Genomic DNA, 20,827 nt, shown 5'->3' on the forward strand with positions numbered 1-20,827 from the left:
GGGGTTCCTCACATCCGGAAGACGCCGAAGCCGCCGCGCACGCCCTCGTAGGGGGCGGTGTGGATCGCGGACAGGCACAGGCCGAGGACGGTGCGGGTGTCGCGCGGGTCGATGACGCCGTCGTCGTACAGCCGCCCCGACAGGAACATCGGCAGCGACTCGGACTCGATCTGCTGCTCGACCATGGCGCGCAGCGCCGCGTCGGCCTCCTCGTCGTAGGGCCGGCCCTTGGCGGCGGCGGACTGGCGGGCGACGATCGACAGGACGCCCGCGAGCTGCTGCGGGCCCATGACGGCCGACTTGGCGCTGGGCCAGGCGAACAGGAAGCGCGGGTCGTAGGCGCGGCCGCACATGCCGTAGTGCCCGGCGCCGTAGGAGGCGCCCATCAGGACGGACAGATGGGGGACCTTCGAGTTGCTGACGGCGTTGATCATCATGGCGCCGTGCTTGATGATGCCGCCCTGCTCGTACTCCTTGCCGACCATGTAGCCGGTGGTGTTGTGCAGGAAGAGCAGCGGGATGTCGCGCTGGTTGGCGAGCTGGATGAACTGGGCCGCCTTCTGCGACTCCTCGCTGAACAGCACCCCCCGGGCGTTGGCGAGGATGCCGACCGGATAGCCGTGCAGGGCGGCCCAGCCGGTGGTCAGGCTGGTGCCGTACAGCGGCTTGAACTCGTCGAAGTCGGAGGCGTCGACGATGCGGGCGATGACCTCGCGCGGGTCGAAGGGCGTCCTCAGGTCGCCGGGGACGATGCCGAGGAGTTCCTCGGCGCTGTACTTGGGCGGTTCGGCCGGGCCCGGATCGCCGTACGCCTTGCGGTGGTTGAGGCGGGCGACCACGCGCCGGGCCTGGCGCAGGGCGTCGGGCTCGTCGACGGCGAAGTGGTCGGCCAGGCCCGACACGCGTGCGTGCATGGCGGCACCGCCGAGGGACTCGTCGTCGCTCTCCTCGCCGGTCGCCATCTTCACCAGCGGCGGGCCGCCGAGGAACACCTTCGCGCGCTCCTCGACCATGATCACGTGGTCGGACATGCCGGGGACGTAGGCGCCGCCCGCGGTGGAGTTGCCGAAGACGACCGCGACGGTCGGGATGCCGGCGGCGGACAGCCGCGTGAGGTCGCGGAAGACGGCGCCGCCGGGGATGAAGATCTCCTTCTGCGACGGCAGGTCGGCGCCGCCGGACTCCACCAGGCTGATCACGGGCAGCCGGTTGGCCAGGGCGATGTCGTGGGCGCGCAGGGCCTTCCTCAGCGACCAGGGGTTGCTCGCCCCGCCGCGCACGGTCGGGTCGTTGGCGGTGATCAGGCACTCGACGCCCTCGACGACGCCGATGCCGGTGACCAGGGAGGCGCCGACGGTGTGGTCGCTGCCCCACGCGGCCAGCGGGGACAGTTCCAGGAAGGGCGTGTCCGGGTCCAGCAGCAGTTCGACGCGCTCGCGGGCGAGGAGCTTGCCGCGCGCCCGGTGCCGTGCGACGTACTTCTCGCCGCCGCCCGCGAGGGCCTTGGCGTGCTCGGTGTCGAGGGCGGCGAGCTTGTCGAGCATCGCCTCGCGGTTGGCCCGGAAGTCCGGCCCGTGGGGGTCGAGCGCGGAGGTCAGGACGGTCACAGCAGGGCCTCCGGTATCTCCAGGTGGCGGGAGCGCAGCCATTCGCCGAGGGCCTTGGCCTGCGGGTCGAAGCGGTGCTGCGCGGCGACACCGGCGCCGAGGATCCCCTCGACGACGAAGTTCACGGCGCGCAGGGCCGGCAGCACGTGCCGTCGGACGGTCAGTTCGCGGCTCTCGGGGATCAGCTCCCGGAACCGGTCGATGGTCAGTTCGTGCGCGAGCCAGCGCCAGGCCTCGTCGCTGCGGACCCACACGCCGACGTTGGCGTCGCCGCCCTTGTCGCCGCTGCGGGCCCCGGCGAGCAGCCCCAGCGGGGCCCGGCGGCACGGGCCGGGCGGCAGCGGCTCCGGCAGCGCGGGTTCCGGTACGGGTTCGAGGGCCCGGGTGCCCTGCGGGGGCGGCACGCTGATCCGGCGCCCGTCATGGAGGACCGCCACATGGTCGACGGCCCCATGGGGGACGTACACGTCCTCGAACACCCCATAGGGCGAGCCCTTGGAGGGTGGGGCCAGCACGTGGAAGCCGGGGTAGCTGGCCAGCGCCAGCTCCACCGCCGCCCCGCTGAGGGCCCGCCCCACGGCCTGCTGGTCCGGGTCCCTGACGACGAGCCGCAGCAGGGCGCTGGCGGTCTCCTCGGTGCCGGCGTCGGGCCGGTCGGTGCGGGCGAGTTCCCAGCGCGCCTCGGCGACCGTGCCGAGGGCGGGGCGCAGTTGCTCCCGGACCAGGGCGGCCTTCGCCTCGACGTCCAGTCCGGTGAGCACGAAGACGACCTCGTTGCGGAACCCGCCGAGCCGGTTGCGCCCCACCTTGAGGGTGGGCGGCGGTGCCTCCCCGCGCACGCCCTCGATCCGCACCCGGTCGGGCCCGTCGGGCGTGAGCCGGACCGTGTCCAGCCGGGCGGTGACGTCGGGCCCGGCGTACCGGGCGCCGGCCGTCTCGTACAGCAGCTGGGCCGTGACGGTGCCGACGTCGACGAAACCGCCGGTGCCGGGGTGCTTGGTGATGACGCAGCCGCCGTCCTCGTGGAGTTCGGCGAGCGGGAAGCCGGGACGGCGGACGTCGCCCTCCCGGAAGAAGGCGTAGTTGCCGCCGGTGGCCTGGGTGCCGCACTCCAGCACGTGCCCGGCGACCACGGCTCCGGCCAGCCGGTCGTACTGATCGGGCCGCCAGCCGAAGTGGGCGGCGGCGGGCCCGGTGACCAGCGCCGCGTCGGTGACCCGCCCGGTGACGACGACGTCGGCGCCCTCGCGCAGACAGGCCGCGATGCCGAAGCCGCCGAGGTAGGCGTGGGCGGCGAGGCTCCCGGGGTGGGCCGCGGTGAGGTCGTCGCCCTCCACATGTGCGACGCGCACACGCAGACCGAGCCGGTCCGCCAGGGCCCGTACGGCGTCGGCGAGCCCGGCCGGGTTGAGGCCGCCGGCGTTGGCGACGATCCGGACGCCCCGCTCCTGGGCCAGTCCCAGGCACTCCTCCAGCTGCCTCAGGAACGTGCGGGCGTATCCCGCGGCCGGGTCCTTCAGCCGGTCCCGGGCGAGGATCAGCATGGTCAGCTCGGCGAGGTAGTCGCCGGTGAGGACGTCCAGTTCACCGCCGGTGAGCATCTCGCGCACGGCGTCGAAGCGGTCGCCGTAGAACCCGGAGGCGTTGCCGATGCGCAGGACCGTCACGACCCGGCCCCCTGCGGCGGGCGTCCGCCCCCCGGCGGTCCCGCGAACGCCTGCGCGATGTCCAGCCAGCGGTCGGCGTCGGGACCGTCGGCGCGCAGGGCCAGGTCGGCGCGGTGGGCGCGCTGGGTGACCAGCAGGCAGAAGTCGACGGCGGATCCGGTGACGCGCTGCGGGGCGTCCGCGGGTCCGTACGCCCACACCTCGCCCGACGGTGCGTGGAGTTCGACGCGGAAGGGTGCCGCGGGCGGGGTCAGTCCGTGCACCCCGTAGGCGAAGTCCCGGGTCCGGACCCCGAGCCAGGCCACATGCCGCAGCCGGTCGGTGGGTGGGCGCACCACACCGAGGGTGTCGGCGACGTCCTGCCCGTGGGCCCAGGTCTCCATGAGCCGGGCCGTCGCCATGGAGGCGGCCGACATGGGTGGGCCGTACCAGGGGAACCGTGCCTTGGCCGGGGCCGCCCGCAGGGCCCGCTCCAGTGCCGTGCGGCCCTCCCGCCAGCGGGTGAGCAGTTCGGCGGGCGGGAGCGAGGCGCCCTCCTCGGCGCCCTCGTCGACGAAGGAGCCGGGGGCCGCGAGCGCCTTCTCGACCAGGGCGTGGAAGGCGCCGGCGTCCGTGGCGGCGAGCAGGGCCGCGTGGTCGGTCCAGGCCAGGTGGGCGATCTGGTGGGCCACGGTCCAGCCGGGGGCGGGCGTCGCGAGCGACCAGCGCCCGGGGTCCAGCCCGGCGACGAGCGCGTCCAGCTCCTCGCTCTCCTCGCGCAGGTCGTCGATCACCGACGTCGGATCGGACACGGGCGCTCCCTCGGGACACGGCGGTGTGCGGGGTGGTGCGGCGTGCTGAGGAGCATGGCAGCGGCCCGAGAAACAATCAAGCGTGCTTGCATGAAAATCTGCCCGGGCTGGTCCGGCCCGGCATCGGCTGGCGTGGGGGCCGTTCGCCGGTGGGTGTGATCGGCCGGGCAGCCGGATGGCCAGGCGGACAACCGGACGGATGAGCGCCCGGCCGCCCGGCCGGGGAAACGAACAGCAGGGGAAACGAACAGCCGGTGGGCCCTAGCCCTCCAAGGCCGTGCTCTCCAGTGCTGCCCTCTTCTTGCGGCCGCGGCCCACCTGCGTGCGGACCGCGCCCATGCTCGCGGCGATCACGAGGGCGATCGCGGCGGCCTCGCTCGCGGCGAGGGCCTGGTCGAGGACGAGGAAGCCCGCCGCAGCGGCGAGGGCCGGTTCCAGGCTCATCAGGATCGCGAAGGTGGAGGCGGGCAGCCGGCGCAGGGCGAGCAGTTCGAGGGTGTAGGGCAGGACCGAGGAGAGCAGGGCGACCGCCGCGCCCAGACCCAGGGTCACCGGGTCGAACAGCTTCGTACCGGACTCGGCGAGGCCGAGGGGCAGGAACAGCACCGCTCCGACCGCCATGGCCAGGGCGAGTCCGTCGGCCTGGGGGAAGCGGCGGCCCGTACGGGCGCTGAAGACTATGTAGGCGGCCCACATGGCGCCCGCGCCCAGCGCGAAGGCCGCACCCGTGGGGTCGAGGCTGCTGAACCCGCCCCCACCGAGGAGGAAGACACCGGCGAGCGCGAGGCCCGCCCAGACGACGTTGATCGCGCGGCGGGAGGCCACGACCGACAGGGCGAGCGGGCCGAGGACCTCCAGGGTCACGGCGGGGCCCAGGGGGATGCGGTCGACGGCCTGGTAGAAGAGGCCGTTCATCGCGGCCATGGTGACGCCGAAGACGACGACCGTGCCCCAGTCGGCCCGGGAGTGGCCGCGCAGCCGCGGCCGGCAGACCACCAGCAGGACGACCGCCGCCACCAGCAGCCGCAGTGCCACCACCCCGAGGGCCCCGGCCCTGGGCATCAGCGTCACCGCGACCGCGGCGCCGAACTGCACGGAGACCCCGCCCGCGAGCACCAGGCCGACGGGGCCGAGCGAGCCGAAGCGACCCGGGCCGGCCGGCGGGGAGCCGGCGGCACCGGTCGTGGACTGGGGCGGGGCGGTGGTCTCCGGGGTGGTCACGGGCGGATCCTGTGCTCGAGGGGCGGGTTCCGGGGTGCTGCTCATGTGCGGTGCGTACACCCTGATGCACTCAACGTACAGCCCGGTGCACTACACAGTCCAGGGTAATGGACTTCGTCAGGTGCGTGAACCCTTTTTGCCTCTGTCTTGCCCTCCGAGACGTCAGCGGCGGGCGAGATACAGGCTGAATCCCTTGTAGAGCAGCCGGTTGAGGGGGTGGTCCCACTCGCCGAGGTACTCGACGGCCTCACCACCGGTGCCCACCTTGAAGCGGAGCAGCCCCAGCAGCGGGCTGGACTCCTCCAGGGTGTCGGTGATGCCGCGCAGGTCGTAGACGGCGGCGCCCAGTTCGTGCGCGTCGCTCATCATGCGCCACTGGACGGCGCTGCTGGGCTGGACCTCGCGGCGGCGGGCGGTGGAGGCGCCGTAGGAGTACCAGACGTGGTCGCCGACGGTCAGCATGGTGGCCGCGGCGAGCACCTCCCCGTCGTGGTGGGCGAGGTAGAGCCGCATGCGGTCGGGGTGTTCGGCGGTGAGCGCGTTCCACATGCGCTCGAAGTAGGGCAGCGGGCGCGGCAGGAAACCGTCCCGTTCGGCGGTCTCGGTGTACAGCTCGTGGAAGACCGGCAGGTCCGGCAGGTCACCGCGGACGACCTTCACCCCGGCCTTCTCCGCCTTCTTGATGTTGCGCCGCCACTGCTGGTTGAAACCGTCGTGGATCTCCTCCAGCGACCGCCCGGCGAGCGGCACCTGGAAGACGTGACGGGGCTGGCCCGCGGCGAAGCCGTCCTCGCCGGCCGAGGTCTGCCGCCAGCCCATGTGCCGCAGGACGTCCGCGACCCGCCCGGCCCGGGTCTCGTACGACGTGGCCCGCACGTCGCGCAGCCGCCGGGCGGCCGGGTCGGTGATGGCGGCCTTGACCGTCTCGGCGCTCCAGCGGCGCACCACGACCGGGGGGCCCATGCGCACGGCGAAGGCGCCCCGGCCCTTCAGAAACGTCAGCATCGGCTCCAGCAGGCGTTCCAGACCCGGTTCGTGCCAGTCCAGGAGCGGGCCCTCGGGCAGGTAGGCGAAGTACCGCGGCAGGCCGGGCAGCCGCGGACCGGGCAGGGGCCGCAACAGCACCAGGCCCGCGCCGACGAGCTGCCCGGCCCCGTCGAACCAGCCGAGGCTCTCCGCCTCCCAGTCGGGCTTCACCTCACCCCAGGACGGGACCTGGGTGTGGCTGGCGGAGGGGCGGCCCGCGACGAACGCGAGGTGCTCGTCGCGGGTGATCGGCTGGACGCGGACGCTCATGCGCGGGCTCCTTCGAGCAGCGGCCCTCGACGGGCAGTGACTGGTCCCGCGAGCGTAGGAGCGGCCCGGGCCCTCCCCCGGCTCAGACACTCGGGTCCACCCACCCGTGGCCCGAACGCCCCACAGACCCCCGCTGCCTCACTCCTCTTCCCGCGCCCCCTGCGGCGCTCCGCCCGCGTCCAGCGCCTCGTCCAGCACCTCGTCCAGCGCCTCGTCCCGCGTCTCGTCCAGCGCCTGGGCCAGCACCTCGGCCAGGTGCCTGCCCCGGACGCCGGCCAGATGCTGCAACTGGGTGCGGCAGGAGAAGCCGTCCGCCAGGACCACCGCGCCGTCCGGGGCCTCGCGCACCGCGGGCAGGAGCTGTTCCTCCGCGACGGCCACGGAGACGTCGTAGTGGCCGCGGGTGAAGCCGAAGTCGCCGGCGAGCCCGCAGCAGCCGCCGCTCAGTTCCCCGGTGAGCCCGGCCTCCCGGCGCAGCCGGCGGTCGGCGGCATCACCCAGGACCGCGTGCTGGTGGCAGTGGGTCTGTCCTGCCACCGGGCGGCCGACGCGCGGCGGGCGCCAGCCGGGAGCGTGCCGCTCCAGCGTCTCGGCGAAGGTGAGGACCCGGGCGGCGAGGCGGGCGGCGCGTGGGTCGTCGTGCAGCAGTTCCGGGAGGTCGGTGCGCAGGGCGGCCGCGCAGCTCGGCTCCAGGACCACGACCGGCGCTTCCGTCTCCAGTACCGGTTCCATCAGGTCGAGCGTGCGGCGCAGGACGGCGCGGGCGCGGTCCAGCTGGCCCGTGGAGACGTACGTCAGCCCGCAGCACACCCGGCCCCGCCCGCGCAGCAGCGACAGCGGGTCGAGGGCGACCGTCCGGCCGTCGCCCACGGGGGGTCGTGCCAGGTGGACGGTCGGCGGCAGCGCCACCCGCAGCCCGGCCGCCTCCAGCACCCGTACGGCGGCCTGCCCCACGGCGGGTGAGAGGTGCTCGGTGAAGGTGTCGGGCCACAGCACCACGAGCTCGCCGCTCGCGGCGGGGCGGTGCGGGCGCCGCCGCTCCCACCAGCCGCTGAACGTCCGCCGCGCCAGCCGCGGGAGCGGCCGCTCGGGTGCGATCCCGCCCAGCCGCCGGGCCGCCCACGCGAGCGGCCGGATCCCGGACAGCGCGTTGACCAGCCCGGCCGTGCGGGTGCGCGCGACCACCCGCAGCCACAGCGGCAGCCGGCCCATCGAGTGGTGCGCGGCGGGGCGCCGCCGCCCGGCGTAGTGGTGGTGCAGGAACTCCGCCTTGTACGTGGCCATGTCGACGCCGACCGGGCAGTCCGAGCGGCAGCCCTTGCAGGACAGGCACAGGTCCAGCGCGTCCCGCACCTCGGGCGAACGCCAGCCGCCGGTGACGACCTCGCCGGCGAGCATCTCGTGCAGCAGCCGGGCCCGCCCGCGCGTGGAGTGCTCCTCCGCGCCGGTCGCCCGGAAGGACGGGCACATCACGGCCGGGCCGGACACCGACTCCGTACGGCACTTGGCGACACCCACGCAGCGGCGCACCGCGGCCGTGAAGTCACCGCCGTCGGCCGGGTAGCCGAAGGCGACGTCGACGGGCTCGCGGGGCAGCACGGCGAAGCGCAGGCCGGAGTCCAGGGGCGCCGGCCGCACCAGCATCCCGGGGTTCAGCAGGTCGTCGGGGTCCCACACGCCCTTCACCCGCTCGAACAGGCCGACCGTCCGCGGCCCGTACATCGTCGGCAGCAGCTCGGCGCGCGCCTGCCCGTCGCCGTGCTCACCGGACAGCGACCCGCCGTGCGCCACCACCAGCTTCGCGAGCTCCTCGGAGAAGCGGCGGAACCGGGCGACTCCGGGCCGGATGAGCAGGTCGAAGTCGATACGGACGTGGATGCAGCCGTCCCCGAAGTGCCCGTAGGGAGTGCCGCGCAGACCGTGCGCCGCCATCAGCGCCCGGAAGTCCCGCAGATAGGCGCCCAGCCGTGCGGGCGGTACGGCGCAGTCCTCCCAGCCGGGCCAGGCCTCGGTGCCGTCGGGCATCCGGGTCGCCGTGCCGCTGGCGTCCTCCCGGATCCGCCACAGCGCCCGCTGCCCGGCCGGGTCGGTGACGACGAGCGCGTCCAGGACGTCGGCCGCCCCTACGATCGTCTGCGCACGCGCGTGTGCCTCCGCCGCCGACTCCCCGCCGGTCTCCACGAACAGCCAGGCCCCGCCCCGCGGCAGGTCCGCCGCGGACGGCACCAGGTCCGCCGCCATGCCCTCGACCGTGAGCGGGCGGTACGGCAGCAGCCCGGCGGCCGCCTCGGCCGCCGCGCTCTCGTCGGCGTACGCCAGCACGGCCAGCGCACGCGCGCGTGGCGCCTCGACCAGCCGCACCACCGCCTCGGTGAGGACGCCCAGGGTGCCCTCGCTGCCGCAGAAGGAGCGGGCCACGTCGGCGCCCCGCTCGGGCAGCAGGGCGTCCAGCGCGTACCCGGAGATACGGCGGGGCAGGTCCGGGAAGCCGGTGCGCAGCAGGGCCAGTTCCGCCTCCGCCAGGGCGCGCAGGCCCTGCGGTGCGCCGGCCCACTGCCGTCCGAGCCGCAGCCGTTCCCCGCGCGCGGTGAGGACGCCCAGTTCCCGGACGTTGTCGGCGGTCGTCCCCCACGCCACCGAGTGGGAGCCGCACGAGTTGTTGCCGATCATGCCGCCGAGCGTGCAGCGGCTGTGTGTGGAGGGGTCGGGGCCGAAGCGCAGCCCGTGCGGGGCGGCGGCCTCCTGGAGCCGGTCCAGGACGAGCCCCGGCTGCACGACAGCCGTGCGCTCCTCGGGGTCCAGCGCGACCAGCCGGTTCATGTGCCGGGTGAAGTCCAGGACGACACCGGTCCCGGTGGCCTGCCCGGCGATGGACGTCCCCCCGCCCCGGGCGACGACCGGCACCCCGTGCTCCCGGCACACCGCCAGCGCGGCGGCCACGTCCTCGGCGTCCACCGGGGCCACCACCCCCAGCGGGACGCGCCGGTAGTTGGACGCGTCCATGGTCACCAGCGCCCTGTCCCCGGCCCCGAAGCCGACCTCACCCCGGACGACCGCCCGCAACTCCGTCTCGAGGACGGGGGAATCAGTCATACGCCCAGCATGCACGGCCCCCTGCCCGCCCCGGAACGCGAAACGGACACGGCCACCACTCCCCTGGCGGGCGGCGAGCGGCAGCCCGCGCCCCGGCCCGGCAAGGCAAGGCACGGCGCGAGTACCGCCCGGGGGACCCGGCCCCGACAGGCCGCGGGCGGCGGGCAGCAGTCCGCGTCGCCGTCCGGCGCGGCGCAGGAAACGGACACGGCCACCACTCCCCCGTCAGGCGGCGAGCGGCAGCCCGCGTCGCCTGCCGGCGCGGCACGAGCCCCGCCGGGGCACCGGGCCCGGACACCCGGTGGGTGGCAGGCAGCGGTCGGCAGGCCGCATCCCCGCCCGGCACGGCACGGCCCCGCCGGGACACCCGGCCCCGGCAGGCGGCGGACGGCCGGCGGGTGGCGGGCGGCGGGCGGCGGGCCTCCGGAAGTCGCCGCCCGCCCCCGTCTCAGCCGACGGACGACGTTTCGCCCGCGTTTGGGGAAGCGGCTACGCTCCCCTCCGTGGCTGAGATCCAGATTCCCTCTGACATCAAGCCCGCGGACGGACGTTTCGGCGCGGGACCCTCCAAGGTGCGGACGGAGGCGCTGGACGCCCTCGCCGCCACCGGCACCTCCCTCTTGGGCACCTCCCACCGCCAGGCCCCCGTCAAGAACCTGGTCGGCCAGGTCCGCGAGGGCATCAGCGAGCTGTTCCAGCTCCCCGACGGCTACGAGGTGATCCTCGGCAACGGCGGCTCCACCGCGTTCTGGGACATCGCGACGCACGGCCTGATCGAGAACAAGTCGCAGCACCTCAGCTTCGGCGAGTTCTCCTCCAAGTTCGCCAAGGCCGCCAAGCTCGCCCCGTGGCTGGCCGACCCGGACGTCATCGCCGCCGACCCGGGCACGCACCCCGAGGCCGTCGCCCAGTCCGGCGTGGACGTCTACGCGTTCACCCACAACGAGACCTCCACCGGTGTCGCCATGCCGATCAAGCGCGTGGCGGGCGCCGACGAGGGCGCTCTGGTGCTCGTGGACGCCACCTCCGGCGCCGGCGGCCTGCCCGTCGACGTCAGCGAGACGGACGTCTACTACTTCGCCCCGCAGAAGTCCTTCGCCTCCGACGGCGGCCTGTGGATCGGCGTGTTCTCCCCGGCCGCGATCGAGCGCGCCGAGCGGATCCACGCCTCCGGCCGCCACGTCCCGGAGTTCTTCAGCCTGCCCACGGCGATCGACAACTCCCGCAAGAACCAGACGTACAACACCCCGGCGCTGTCCACCCTCTTCCTGCTGAACCAGCAGCTGGAGTGGATCAACGGCCAGGGCGGCCTGGACTGGGCGGTGCGCCGCACGGCCACCTCGGCGCGAACGCTGTACGGCTGGGCCGAGGACGTGAAGTTCGCGAACCCGTTCGTCACCGACCCGGCCAAGCGCTCGCAGGTCATCGGCACGATCGACTTCACCGACGAGGTCGACGCCGCCGCCGTCGCCAAGGTGCTGCGCGCCAACGGCATCGTGGACACCGAGCCGTACCGCAAGCTCGGCCGCAACCAGCTGCGGGTCGCGATGTTCCCGGCGATCGAGCCGGCGGACGTCGAGGCGCTCACCCAGTGCGTCGACTACGTGATCGACAAGCTCTGACCGCCGCGCGGACATGAGTGAGGGCGCCCCGCGTGTGCGGGGCGCCCTCGCCCGTCCCCGGCCCGGCTCCCGACCCCGCCGGCGGCCCGGCGGCTCCTAGGAGCGGCGCCTCAGTCGCCGCAGGGCGAAGACCACGACCAGGGCCGCGCCCGCGGCGATCGCGCCCGTCCTGAGGGTGCCGTCGAACCCCTCACCACCGTCGGACGCGGCCGAACTCCCCTTGTCCGAGGACGAGCCGGAGCCCCCGCCCCCGGGTGCGTCCTGCGGCTCCACCGGGCTGTCGGCGCCCTCGGCCCCGTACATGAGTTTCGTGCCGTCGGCGGTGTAGGTGACCGACTCCCCCTGCCCGAGGAACGGCACCCCGAGCCGCTCCTTGCGCTTGATCCTCCCGCCGTTCCAGTCGTACGCGATCGACCCGAAGTAGCTGCGCACGACCAGGTGTTCGCCGTCCGGGGAGAGCGTGGCGTCGGTGGCCTCCAGGTCCGGGACGGCGGCGACGGGGCGGAAGGTGTTGGACCCGGAGGCGGAGAGCCGGGCCGGGCCCTCGTAGAGGTGGCCGCCCTTCTCGTTCTTGTCGACGATGTAGACCCGGCCGGTCTTCGGGTGCACGACCAGGGACTCCGCGTCGCGGGGACCGTCGGAGTACTTCACGACGTACTGCGTGGCCCGGATCGTCCGGTCCGTCAGCTCCTTCGGCTCGGGCAGCCGGTAGATCCAGACGTACGGCCAGGTGCCGCCGAGGTTGTCGCCGATGTCGCCCACGTAGAGGTGACCGTCCGGCCCGACGGAGATGGCCTCCACGTCGCGCGGGCTGCCCACGCCGGACATCGTGATCGTCGCCACCGTCTCGCCCGTGGAGCCGTCCACGGCGTACAGGTACGCCCCGTCGTCGCTGTCGTTGTGCGTCCAGTAGATGCCCGGGTGCTGCCGGGAGGCCGCCAGGCCGCTGGACTCGGTGATGCGCGGATCCCTGATCGTGAACTTCCCGTCCCCGTCCCCGTCGGCGGCGGCGGAGGCGGGCGCGGCGAGCGCGCCCGTGACGAGGGCCGCGGCGACGAGGGCGAGAGATCTGCGCATGCCCCAAGCCTGCCATCCCGCCCGGCCGTTCAGCGGGCCGGGACCGGAAGCCGGGGCGGTGGGCGGGGGTTCCGGGACCGGGGCGCGTGGCCCGACTCACACCCCGCCGGGCGGGCCGATCGTCCATGATGAGCGGATGCTCAGGTTCATGCCCGTCGGTGACTCCATGACGATCGGGAGCGCGGGCGAACACACGTGGCGCTACCGCATGTGGCAGCACCTGTGCCGCAGCCACGGCGGCCCGTTCACCCTCGTCGGCCCGCGCGAGACCCTCCACGACAAGCTCGCCGGCACCCCGACCTCCCTCGCGTACGCCGAGCCCGGCTTCCCGCGCGCCCACCTGGCCGGCTGGGGCGAGGGCTGGCTGCACATGGCGCCCCTGATCGGCGAGGCGGTGCGGGCCGGCCGCGCGGACGTCCTGCTGGTCTCCCTCGGCCTCATCGACCTCGGCTTCTACACGAACGCCGAGCAGACCTCCGAGAACGTCCGGGCCTTCGTCCGCGAGGCACGGGCGGCCAACCGGCGGGTGCGGATGGTGTGGCTGCCGGTCACCCCGAACATCCGGGCGCGGACGGACGAGGCCTTCGCCGCCGAGGTCGCCCGCTTCAACGAACTCCTCGCCAAGACGGCGGCCGACCTCGACGAGCCCGGCTCCCCCATCCTCCTGGCCTCCTCCCCGCCCTCGTACGACGTCTCCGCCGACACCTACGACGGCACGCACCCCAACGCGAGCGGCGAGCACAAGATCGCGGCCGCCTTCGCGGAGGCCCTGCACCAGGGATGGGGCCTGGGCGGGCCCTACCGGCCGTAGCCCCCCTGCGGTGCTTGCCTGGAGCGCACTCCAGGACGTTGGCTTGGGCACCATGGAGTACACGCAGCTCGGACGCACGGGACTCAAGGTCAGCCGGCTCGTCCTCGGCACCATGAACTTCGGTCCGCAGACCGACGAGGCCGACAGCCACGCCATCATGGACGCGGCTCTGGACGCCGGCATCAACTTCTACGACACCGCCAACGTGTACGGCTGGGGCGAGAACAAGGGCCGTACCGAGAGCATCATCGGCACGTGGTTCGCCCAGGGCGGGGGCCGGCGCGAGAAGGTCGTCCTCGCCACGAAGGTCTACGGCAACATGGGTGCCGACGGCCCGGCCTGGCCGAACCACGACAAGCTCTCCGCCGTCAACATCCGCCGGGCCGTGGACGCCTCCCTCAAGCGGCTGCAGACGGACTACATCGACCTCTACCAGTTCCACCACATCGACCGGGACACCCCGTTCGAGGAGATCTGGCAGGCCATCGACGTCCTGATCCAGCAGGGCAAGATCCTCTACGTCGGCTCGTCCAACTTCCCCGGCTACAAGATCGCCCAGGCCAACGAGATCGCCGCCCGGCGCGGCGGGACCATCGGCCTGGTCAGCGAGCAGTGCCTGTACAACCTCGCCGAGCGGCGCGCCGAGATGGAGGTCGTGCCGGCCGCGCAGGACTACGGCCTCGGGGTGATCCCCTGGTCGCCGCTGCACGGCGGCCTGCTGGGCGGTGTGCTGAAGAAGGAGGTCCAGGGCGGCCGCCGCGCCTCGGGCCGCGCCGCCGACGCGCTCGCCGACCCCGCGCAGCGGTCCCGCATCCAGGCCTACGAGGACCTGCTCGACAAGCACGGTGTGGAGCCCGGTGAGGCCGCCCTGGCCTGGCTGCTCACCCGCCCGGGTGTGACCGGCCCGATCGTCGGCCCGCGCACCGCCGAGCAGCTCGCCTCCGCGGTCCGCGCGGTCGAGCTGGAGCTGTCGGAGGAACTGCTGTCCGGGCTGGACGAGATCTTCCCGGGCCCGGGACCGTCCCCGGAGGCCTTCGCCTGGTAGGCCCGCCCCGGCAGCACTCCACGGGGAACCGCGCGACACACCACCCACCGGCCCACCGCCGCAGGGCAGGCGTCCGCGGTTCCCCGCGGTCTACTTCCCGAGCACGGAGGCCAGGGCGACGACGAGGAACATCAGCACGAGCACACCGGCCATGATCCGGTTGCGGGTCTTCGGGTCCACGCCACCGAGCCTAACCGGCACCGCCGAGCGCCCAGCGCCCGACCGCCTCGTAACGGGGCTGCTCGCCCGGCACTCCCGACACCGGCAGCCGGCTGCGCACCAGCGCCAGCTCCTCCACGGTCCAGGTCCGGCCGCCGAACGCCGCCAGGGCGTCCACGTAGGGCCGCACGTCCCTCGCCTCCCGGCTGCGCGCCACGGTCAGGTGGGCCTTGTACCGCCGGTGCTCCCCCATCGGCACTCCCGCCTTCCGCGCCGCCGCCTCGGCCCGTTCGGCCAGCAGGCGCAGGGCGGCCACGTCCTCCCCGGCCCCGGCCCACAGGGCCCTGCCGTGCCCGAACTGGCCCCCGCCCCGCACGGCCAGCGGGAAGGGGGCGGTCCGCTGCGCGGCCCGCTCCAGCCGGGCCGACAGCTCCGGCACGAGCGCGTCGTCGACCTCGCCGTAGAAGGCGAGAGTGAAGTGCCAGCCGGGGCGGCCGGTCCAGCGCATCCGGTCGGCACCGGGGAGGAGCCGCAACCCGTCGACCACGGAACCCAGTTCACGCACCACGTCGTCGGGAGGCAGCACGGCCGCGAAGAGTCTCATGGGTCCACGATGGCACCCGGGCCCGCGGGCCCGGGCGTGTCCCGGTCACCGTGCGTATCGTTGTACCGCGCGGCCGGTCCGACCACGGGTGCGGCCGGGGAGGAGCGCCACGATGACCGTCCTTGACGACAGGATCGAGATGGCCGACAGCAGCGGCGAACTCACCCTCGACATGATGTTCGAGTGGGTGGAGACGATGCCCGTCCCCGAGGGTTACAAGGTCGAGATCGTCGGGGGGAACATCTTCATGGCGCCTCAGCGGGACACCCACTGGGACATCATCCTGGACATCGTCGAGCAGCTGCGGACGACGTATCCGCGCAGGCGCGTGAAGTCCGACGTCCGGGTCGACTACCCGGGTCACCTCAACGGCTTCGCCTCGGACGTGACCCTGATGGCGGAGGGCGCGGCGAAGAACGGCAAAGGGCTGTGGCGTTACGAGGACGTCGAGTTCGTCGCCGAGGTGATCTCGCGGAAGACCGCGGCGAACGACTACGGGCCGAAGAAGGACGCCTACGCGGCGGCCGGCGTGCCGGTGTACCTGATCGTGGACCCGTACACCGGCCGCTGGCATCTGCACACCAAGCCCAAGGACGGCGAGTACCGGGGCGAGCTGAGTCTCGACTTCGGGGACGAGATCGACCTGACGGGCACCGTGGTCGGGCTCGTGCTGGAGACCGGCGAGTTCCCCCGGGACTGACCAGCCCTACGCCGCCGGGGCCAGCTCCTCCCGCCGCTCCCGGGGGACGAAGCGGACCGTCGGGTGGCCGCGGTGCCAGCCGACCGACAGGCGGAGGTCGCCGACGCGGGCCAGGACCAGGCCGATGACGGCCGCGGCGAGGGCGGCCACCGCGCCTCCGGCCGCCAGGCCGACCCGGGCACCGTAGGTGTCGGTGACCCAGCCGACGATCGGCGCGCCGACCGGGGAACCGCCGAGGAAGATCATCATGTAGAGGGCCATCACCCGGCCGCGCATGGCCGGGTCGGTGGACATCTGGATCGCGGTGTTCGTCGTGACGTTGACCGTCATGCCGAACAGCCCCAGCGGGATCATGAGCAGGGCGAACATCCACAGCGCCGGGGTCGTCGCCGCGAGCATCTCCAGCGCGCCGAAGGCCATCGCGGCCACGATCAGCAGCCGCAGCCGGGCCGTGCCCCGCCGGGCCGCGAGCAGGGCGCCCACGACCGAGCCGACGGCCATCAGCGTGTTGAACATGCTGTAGGCGCCCGCGCCGGCGTGGAAGACGTCGTCCGCGAAGGCGGAGAGGTAGACGGGGAAGTTGAAGGCGAACGTGCCGACGAAGCCGACCAGGACGATCGGCCAGATCAGCTCCGGCCGGCCGGTGACGTAGCGGACGCCCTCCCGCAGCTGTCCCTTGCCACGCGGGGCGCGCTCGGCGACGTGCAGGTCGCGGGCGCGCATCAGCAGCAGCCCGGCGAGGGGCGCCACGAAGGACAGGCCGTTGAACAGGAAGGCGTACCCGGTGCCGACGCCGGTGATCAGCAGGCCCGCCACGGCGGGGCCGACCAGGCGGGCGGACTGGAAGTTCGCCGAGTTCAGGCTGACGGCGTTCTGCAACTGGCCGGGGCCGACCAGCTCGGAGACGAAGGACTGCCGGGCGGGGTTGTCGACGACCGTGGCCAGGCCGACCGCGAAGGCGGCGAGGTACACGTGCCACACCTGGACGTGGCCGGTGAGGGTGAGGACGGCCAGGGCGATCGCCGTGAGCCCCATCGCCGTCTGGGTGACGAGCAGCGTGGGCCGCTTGCGCAGCCGGTCGACGAGGACGCCGCCGTACAGGCCGAAGAGCAGCATCGGCAGGAACTGCAGCGCGGTCGTGATGCCGACCGCGGCGGAGGAGCCGGTGAGGCTGAGCACCAGCCAGTCCTGGGCGATGCGCTGCATCCAGGTGCCGATGTTGGAGACGACCTGCCCCAGGAAGAACAGGCGGTAGTTGCGCACCCGAAGGGAGGAGAACATCGAGGACGTGCGGGCGGGCCGGGAGACGGGGGATCGGCGTGCGGGCGGGGAGTCGTGGGGTTCAGGTGCGGGGGCGGAAGGTGTTCCGGGTCCCGAACTCAAAAGGTTCGCCTCCTTGGCGCATACGGCTTACAGGTGCGCGAGCTTCTCCAGCACGGGGGCGGCGGCGCGCAGTTTCGCCCACTCGTCCTCGTCGAGGTTCTCCGCGAGCGAGGCCAGGAACGCGTTGCGCTTGGCGCGGCTCTCCGCGAGCATCGCCTCGGCCTGCTCGGTGCGGGTGACGACCTTCTGGCGCCGGTCCTCGGGGTGCGGCTCCAGCCGGACCAGGCCCTTGGCCTCCAGCAGCGCCACGATGCGGGTCATCGACGGCGGCTGGACGTGCTCCTTGCGGGCGAGCTCGCCCGGCGTCGCCCGGCCGCACAGGGACAGGGTGCCCAGCACCGACATCTCGGTGGGGCTGAGCGACTCGTCGACCCGCTGGTGCTTGAGACGACGGGACAGCCGCATCACGGCGGAGCGGAGGGAGTTCACGGCGGCTACGTCGTCGCCATGGCTGAGGTCCGGCATGTTCGTTAGTCTAACTCATTACTCTCGCTAAGGACCACCGGTAACACACCTCTCCGGCCGTGACCCCCGCCACTGCCCCGCGAGATCACTCGTTCGAGTGACGCGGGGGCGGAACGGGACACACCGCCCCGAACGGTGCCGCGACCCTCGTGGGCATGGGGACCAGTGTGCTCAGCCTGCGAATAGACCACGACCTGCTCGAACGGCTCCGGCACCATGCCGCGAAAAGGGGAATGAGCGTCCAGGACTATGTCGTCCGGACGCTCATTCGGGATGACTTCGACCAGCGGTTCCAGGCCGCGGTCGAGGAGACGGAGCGGTTCTACGGCTCACCCGGCTCCGAGGACGGCGATCAGGTCAGGCCCAGCGCCGGCATCAGGTAGTAGAAGGCGAAGACCGCCGCCACCGCGTACATGGCCGCCGGCACCTCACGGCCCCGGCCCACCGCGAGCCGCAGCACCACGAAGGTGATGAAGCCCATGCCGATGCCGTTGGTGATCGAGTAGGTGAACGGCATCATCACCATCGTCACGAAGGCCGGCGCGGCGATCGTGTAGTCCGCCCAGTCGATCTCCTTCACCGACCCGGCCAGGATCAGGAAGCCCACCGCGACCAGGGCGGGGGTGGCCGCCTGCGACGGGACCATCGTGGCGACCGGCGTCAGGAACAGCGCGACGGCGAACAGGGAGCCGGTGACGACGTTGGCCAGGCCCGTCCGGGCGCCCTCGCCGACCCCGGCCGTGGACTCGACGAAGGCGGTCGTCGCCGAGGAGGAGCTGGCACCGCCCGCGGCGACCGCGAGACCGTCGACGAACAGCACCTTGTTGATGCCGGGCATCTGCCCCTCGCCGTCGGTCAGCTTCGCCTCGTCGGAGACGCCCATGATCGTGCCCATCGCGTCGAAGAAGCACGACAGCAGCACGGTGAAGACGAACAGCACACCGGTCAGCACACCGACCTTGTCGAAGCCGCCGAACAGGCTGACCTGGCCGATCAGCCCGAAATCGGGGCTGGCGACGGGGTTGCCGGGCCACTTGGGCGTGGTCAGGCCCCAGCTCGGCACCTTCGCGACCGCGTTGATGACGACCGCGAGGACCGTCATGGCGACGATCGAGATCAGGATCGCGCCCGAGACCTTGCGCACGATCAGCGCCAGGGTCAGCAGGACGCCCAACACGAAGACCAGGACAGGCCACCCGTCCAGGTGCCCGGTGGCGCCCAGCTGCAGCGGGACGGTGGTCTGGGCGGCGTCGGGGATCCGGGAGACGAAGCCTGCGTCCACCAGGCCGATCAGCAGGATGAACAGGCCGATGCCGATGGAGATCGCCTTGCGCAGCCCGTGCGGGACGGCGTTCATCACGCGCTCGCGCAGACCCGTGGCGACCAGCAGCATCACGACGAAGCCGGCCAGGACGACCATGCCCATCGCGTCCGGCCAGGACATGCGCGGGGCGAGCTGGAGGGCGACGACCGAGTTCACGCCGAGACCGGCGGCGAGCGCGATCGGGACGTTGCCGACGACACCCATGAGCAGCGTGGTGAACGCGGCGGTCAGGGCCGTGGCGGTGACCAGCTGGCCGTTGTCCAGCTGGTGGCCGTACATGTCCTTCGCGCTGCCGAGGATGATCGGGTTCAGCACGATGATGTAGGCCATCGCGAAGAAGGTGGCGAGACCGCCACGGACCTCGCGGGGCAGGGTGCTGCCCCGCTCGGAGATCCGGAAGAAGCGGTCGAGTGCGCCGTACGTGGGCCCGGCTCCCGGCTGCTGATCAGGGGCGGGGACCTTGGCGGGAGCCGAGGAGGACATGTATTCGGTGTTTCCTACGAAGAGAAGTGGTCAAACGCAAACCGTTTCAGTATGAACATATGAGGCCCGGGTCGGCCATCTCCGCGCGTAGACCTGATCGCCTCGTAAGCTGTCCCCCATGGCGAAGTGGACCCCCCGACACGAGGCGCCGGAGCCCCTGGAGGGCCCCGTGGTCGCCACCATCACCGGCGGCACGATCCTGTGGTTCGTCCTCTTCCTGGTGCAGCTCCCCTTCTACGGCTGGTTCGACGACCACGGCCACACCTGGTGGGTGTGGACCTGCCTGGCCGGCGGCGGGCTCGGCCTCATCGGCATCTGGTACGTCCGCAGGCGGGACGCCGCCATCAAGCGGTCGGCGTCCGGCGGGCAGACCCCGGCGCCCCCGGCCGGATAGCGCCTTCCCGCCCCGCTCCCCGGGGAGACACTCCCCCGGCTCGTCCCTACGCTCGAAGGAGGCGGCCGGGTGCGCCCGGGACCGTCGGTGCGACACCGCCGCCCGACCGGTGAGGAGCGCAGCCATGACCACGCAGAACAGCACGGCCGACGTCGACCGGGCGCTGAAGGCCAAGCACCGCGCGATGTGGGCCCAGGGCGACTACCCCTCCCTGGCCGCCGAGGTCATCCCCGAACTGGGGGCGATCCTGGTCGAGGCGTGCGGGGTGGGCCCCGGGCAGCGGGTGCTGGACGTCGGGGCCGGGTCCGGCAACGCCGCGATCCCGGCGGCCCTGGCCGGCGCGGACGTGGTCGCCTCCGACCTGACCCCCGAGCTCTTCGAGGCCGGGCGGCGCGCGGCCGAGGGGCAGGGCGCGCGGCTCACCTGGCAGGAGGCCGACGCCGAGGCCCTGCCGTTCGGCGACGCGGAGTTCGACACCGTGCTGTCCTGCGTCGGCGTGATGTTCGCCCCGCACCACGAGCGGGCCGCCGGCGAACTCGTCCGGGTCTGCCGCCCCGGCGGCACCATCGGCGTGCTGAGCTGGACGCCTCAGGGGTTCATCGGGCGGATGTTCGCCGCGATGAAGCCCTACGCGCCGCCGCCCCCGCCCGGCGCGCAGCCGCCCCCGCTGTGGGGCGACGAGGAGCATGTGCGCGGCCTCCTCGGCGACCGGGTCACGGACGTGCGCGCCGAGCGCCGGACGGTCCGGGTCGACCGCTTCGCCACACCGGAGGCCTTCCGCGACTACTTCAAGGAGCGCTACGGCCCCACCATCACCGTCTACAAGAACCTCGCCGGCGAGCCCGGCCGCGCCGCCGCCCTCGACCGGGACCTGGTCGCCCTGGCCCGCGACGGCGGCCTCGCGGCGGGGCAGGACGGGACGGCTCTGGAGTGGGAGTACCTGCTGCTCACCGCCCGCCGGGCCGGCTGAGACCCGGCGGCGGCACCGCGGTCGGACGGGATGCAACCGCCGTACGACCACGGCACGAAGCCGGTCCTTCCCAGGTCGGATCTTCGCCGCATTCGGCGGGTGAAGCGACACGACC

At 73.3% G+C, this 20,827-nt stretch carries 18 protein-coding genes; 7 read left to right on the top strand and 11 right to left on the bottom strand.

Annotation, left to right across the window (positions count from 1 at the left end):
* Window positions 1-8 precede the first annotated feature (8 nt).
* The 6 genes from ACZ6ZN_RS27120 to ACZ6ZN_RS27145 all read right to left on the bottom strand — a co-directional run bounded on the left by ACZ6ZN_RS27120 (window position 9) and on the right by ACZ6ZN_RS27145 (window position 9,675).
* A complete protein-coding gene (locus ACZ6ZN_RS27120; protein WP_469650234.1) occupies window positions 9-1,607 on the bottom strand; it encodes an acyl-CoA carboxylase subunit beta in 1,599 nt (532 codons plus the stop codon).
* Window positions 1,604-3,274 (bottom strand): acyclic terpene utilization AtuA family protein, encoded by a 1,671-nt coding sequence (locus ACZ6ZN_RS27125; RefSeq protein WP_469650237.1) that lies wholly within the window; start codon window positions 3,272-3,274, stop codon window positions 1,604-1,606. The genes ACZ6ZN_RS27120 and ACZ6ZN_RS27125 overlap by 4 nt, the downstream gene beginning before the upstream one ends.
* A complete protein-coding gene (locus tag ACZ6ZN_RS27130; protein ID WP_469650240.1) occupies window positions 3,271-4,065 on the bottom strand; it encodes a TIGR03084 family metal-binding protein in 795 nt (264 codons plus the stop codon). The genes ACZ6ZN_RS27125 and ACZ6ZN_RS27130 overlap by 4 nt, the downstream gene beginning before the upstream one ends.
* Window positions 4,066-4,326: 261 nt before the next feature.
* Window positions 4,327-5,331, bottom strand: coding sequence for an EamA family transporter (locus ACZ6ZN_RS27135; protein ID WP_398110954.1), 1,005 nt, complete (start codon window positions 5,329-5,331; stop codon window positions 4,327-4,329).
* Between the two features lie 117 nt (window positions 5,332-5,448).
* The gene (locus tag ACZ6ZN_RS27140) at window positions 5,449-6,582 is read right to left on the bottom strand and encodes a lipid II:glycine glycyltransferase FemX (protein WP_469650244.1); all 1,134 of its coding nucleotides are present in this window, start codon (window positions 6,580-6,582) and stop codon (window positions 5,449-5,451) included.
* 138 nt (window positions 6,583-6,720) lie between these two features.
* The gene (locus tag ACZ6ZN_RS27145) at window positions 6,721-9,675 is read right to left on the bottom strand and encodes an FAD-binding and (Fe-S)-binding domain-containing protein (RefSeq protein WP_469650246.1); all 2,955 of its coding nucleotides are present in this window, start codon (window positions 9,673-9,675) and stop codon (window positions 6,721-6,723) included.
* 503 nt (window positions 9,676-10,178) lie between these two features.
* Here ACZ6ZN_RS27145 and serC point away from each other — a divergent pair.
* On the top strand, window positions 10,179-11,297 hold the full coding sequence (gene serC / locus ACZ6ZN_RS27150) for a phosphoserine transaminase (RefSeq protein WP_469650249.1): 1,119 nt from the start codon (window positions 10,179-10,181) through the stop codon (window positions 11,295-11,297).
* Between the two features lie 96 nt (window positions 11,298-11,393).
* On the opposite strand, the gene ACZ6ZN_RS27155 is transcribed toward serC, so the two are convergent.
* Window positions 11,394-12,374, bottom strand: coding sequence for a WD40 repeat domain-containing protein (locus ACZ6ZN_RS27155; protein ID WP_469650252.1), 981 nt, complete (start codon window positions 12,372-12,374; stop codon window positions 11,394-11,396).
* Between the two features lie 136 nt (window positions 12,375-12,510).
* Between ACZ6ZN_RS27155 and ACZ6ZN_RS27160 the strand changes: the two genes are divergently transcribed.
* Together ACZ6ZN_RS27160 and ACZ6ZN_RS27165 are read left to right on the top strand one after the other, a co-directional pair.
* Window positions 12,511-13,185, top strand: coding sequence for an SGNH/GDSL hydrolase family protein (locus tag ACZ6ZN_RS27160; RefSeq protein WP_469650255.1), 675 nt, complete (start codon window positions 12,511-12,513; stop codon window positions 13,183-13,185).
* Between the two features lie 52 nt (window positions 13,186-13,237).
* Complete coding sequence (locus tag ACZ6ZN_RS27165) at window positions 13,238-14,230, top strand: aldo/keto reductase (protein WP_398111140.1); 993 nt, start codon at window positions 13,238-13,240, stop codon at window positions 14,228-14,230.
* Between the two features lie 190 nt (window positions 14,231-14,420).
* On the opposite strand, the gene thpR is transcribed toward ACZ6ZN_RS27165, so the two are convergent.
* Entirely contained in the window at window positions 14,421-14,993 is a 573-nt protein-coding gene (gene thpR, locus ACZ6ZN_RS27170; protein WP_469650256.1) for an RNA 2',3'-cyclic phosphodiesterase, read from the bottom strand.
* A gap of 112 nt (window positions 14,994-15,105) precedes the next feature.
* On the opposite strand from thpR, the gene ACZ6ZN_RS27175 reads away from it, so the two are divergent.
* Window positions 15,106-15,693, top strand: coding sequence for a Uma2 family endonuclease (locus ACZ6ZN_RS27175; protein ID WP_469650266.1), 588 nt, complete (start codon window positions 15,106-15,108; stop codon window positions 15,691-15,693).
* A gap of 6 nt (window positions 15,694-15,699) precedes the next feature.
* Here the strand turns inward: ACZ6ZN_RS27175 and ACZ6ZN_RS27180 are convergent, their stop codons facing one another.
* On the bottom strand, window positions 15,700-17,076 hold the full coding sequence (locus ACZ6ZN_RS27180; protein WP_469650268.1) for an MFS transporter: 1,377 nt from the start codon (window positions 17,074-17,076) through the stop codon (window positions 15,700-15,702).
* Between the two features lie 27 nt (window positions 17,077-17,103).
* Window positions 17,104-17,541: a MarR family winged helix-turn-helix transcriptional regulator gene (locus ACZ6ZN_RS27185; RefSeq protein WP_398110945.1), complete on the bottom strand. Its 438-nt coding sequence runs from the start codon at window positions 17,539-17,541 to the stop codon at window positions 17,104-17,106.
* Between the two features lie 155 nt (window positions 17,542-17,696).
* Here ACZ6ZN_RS27185 and ACZ6ZN_RS27190 point away from each other — a divergent pair, with 155 nt between their 5' ends.
* Entirely contained in the window at window positions 17,697-17,924 is a 228-nt protein-coding gene (locus tag ACZ6ZN_RS27190) for a ribbon-helix-helix protein, CopG family (RefSeq protein ID WP_398110944.1), read from the top strand.
* Here ACZ6ZN_RS27190 and ACZ6ZN_RS27195 read toward each other — a convergent pair.
* Window positions 17,894-19,348, bottom strand: coding sequence for an NCS2 family permease (locus ACZ6ZN_RS27195; protein ID WP_451878814.1), 1,455 nt, complete (start codon window positions 19,346-19,348; stop codon window positions 17,894-17,896). The two genes, ACZ6ZN_RS27190 and ACZ6ZN_RS27195, sit on opposite strands and share 31 nt — an antisense overlap.
* Before the next feature lie 118 nt (window positions 19,349-19,466).
* Between ACZ6ZN_RS27195 and ACZ6ZN_RS27200 the strand changes: the two genes are divergently transcribed.
* Complete coding sequence (locus ACZ6ZN_RS27200; RefSeq protein ID WP_469650272.1) at window positions 19,467-19,742, top strand: DUF2530 domain-containing protein; 276 nt, start codon at window positions 19,467-19,469, stop codon at window positions 19,740-19,742.
* A gap of 124 nt (window positions 19,743-19,866) precedes the next feature.
* Window positions 19,867-20,712, top strand: a complete 846-nt coding sequence (locus ACZ6ZN_RS27205; RefSeq protein WP_469650274.1) for a class I SAM-dependent methyltransferase — start codon at window positions 19,867-19,869, stop codon at window positions 20,710-20,712.
* Window positions 20,713-20,827 lie beyond the last annotated feature (115 nt).

The sequence above is a fragment of the Streptomyces sp. NPDC053665 genome, from assembly GCF_055585285.1.

What these genes read in the sequence shown, in the direction of transcription:
- ACZ6ZN_RS27135 (WP_398110954.1), bottom strand. Translation starts at nt 5,331, where the DNA reads ATGAGCAGCACCCCGGAACCCGCCCCTCGAGCACAGGATCCGCCCGTG.
- ACZ6ZN_RS27140 (WP_469650244.1), bottom strand. Translation starts at nt 6,582, where the DNA reads ATGAGCGTCCGCGTCCAGCCGATCACCCGCGACGAGCACCTCGCGTTC.
- ACZ6ZN_RS27145 (WP_469650246.1), bottom strand. Translation starts at nt 9,675, where the DNA reads ATGACTGATTCCCCCGTCCTCGAGACGGAGTTGCGGGCGGTCGTCCGG.
- ACZ6ZN_RS27155 (WP_469650252.1), bottom strand. Translation starts at nt 12,374, where the DNA reads ATGCGCAGATCTCTCGCCCTCGTCGCCGCGGCCCTCGTCACGGGCGCG.
- ACZ6ZN_RS27160 (WP_469650255.1), top strand. Translation starts at nt 12,511, where the DNA reads ATGCTCAGGTTCATGCCCGTCGGTGACTCCATGACGATCGGGAGCGCG.
- ACZ6ZN_RS27165 (WP_398111140.1), top strand. Translation starts at nt 13,238, where the DNA reads ATGGAGTACACGCAGCTCGGACGCACGGGACTCAAGGTCAGCCGGCTC.
- thpR (WP_469650256.1), bottom strand. Translation starts at nt 14,993, where the DNA reads ATGAGACTCTTCGCGGCCGTGCTGCCTCCCGACGACGTGGTGCGTGAA.
- ACZ6ZN_RS27175 (WP_469650266.1), top strand. Translation starts at nt 15,106, where the DNA reads ATGACCGTCCTTGACGACAGGATCGAGATGGCCGACAGCAGCGGCGAA.
- ACZ6ZN_RS27185 (WP_398110945.1), bottom strand. Translation starts at nt 17,541, where the DNA reads ATGCCGGACCTCAGCCATGGCGACGACGTAGCCGCCGTGAACTCCCTC.
- ACZ6ZN_RS27190 (WP_398110944.1), top strand. Translation starts at nt 17,697, where the DNA reads ATGGGGACCAGTGTGCTCAGCCTGCGAATAGACCACGACCTGCTCGAA.
- ACZ6ZN_RS27195 (WP_451878814.1), bottom strand. Translation starts at nt 19,348, where the DNA reads ATGTCCTCCTCGGCTCCCGCCAAGGTCCCCGCCCCTGATCAGCAGCCG.
- ACZ6ZN_RS27200 (WP_469650272.1), top strand. Translation starts at nt 19,467, where the DNA reads ATGGCGAAGTGGACCCCCCGACACGAGGCGCCGGAGCCCCTGGAGGGC.
- ACZ6ZN_RS27205 (WP_469650274.1), top strand. Translation starts at nt 19,867, where the DNA reads ATGACCACGCAGAACAGCACGGCCGACGTCGACCGGGCGCTGAAGGCC.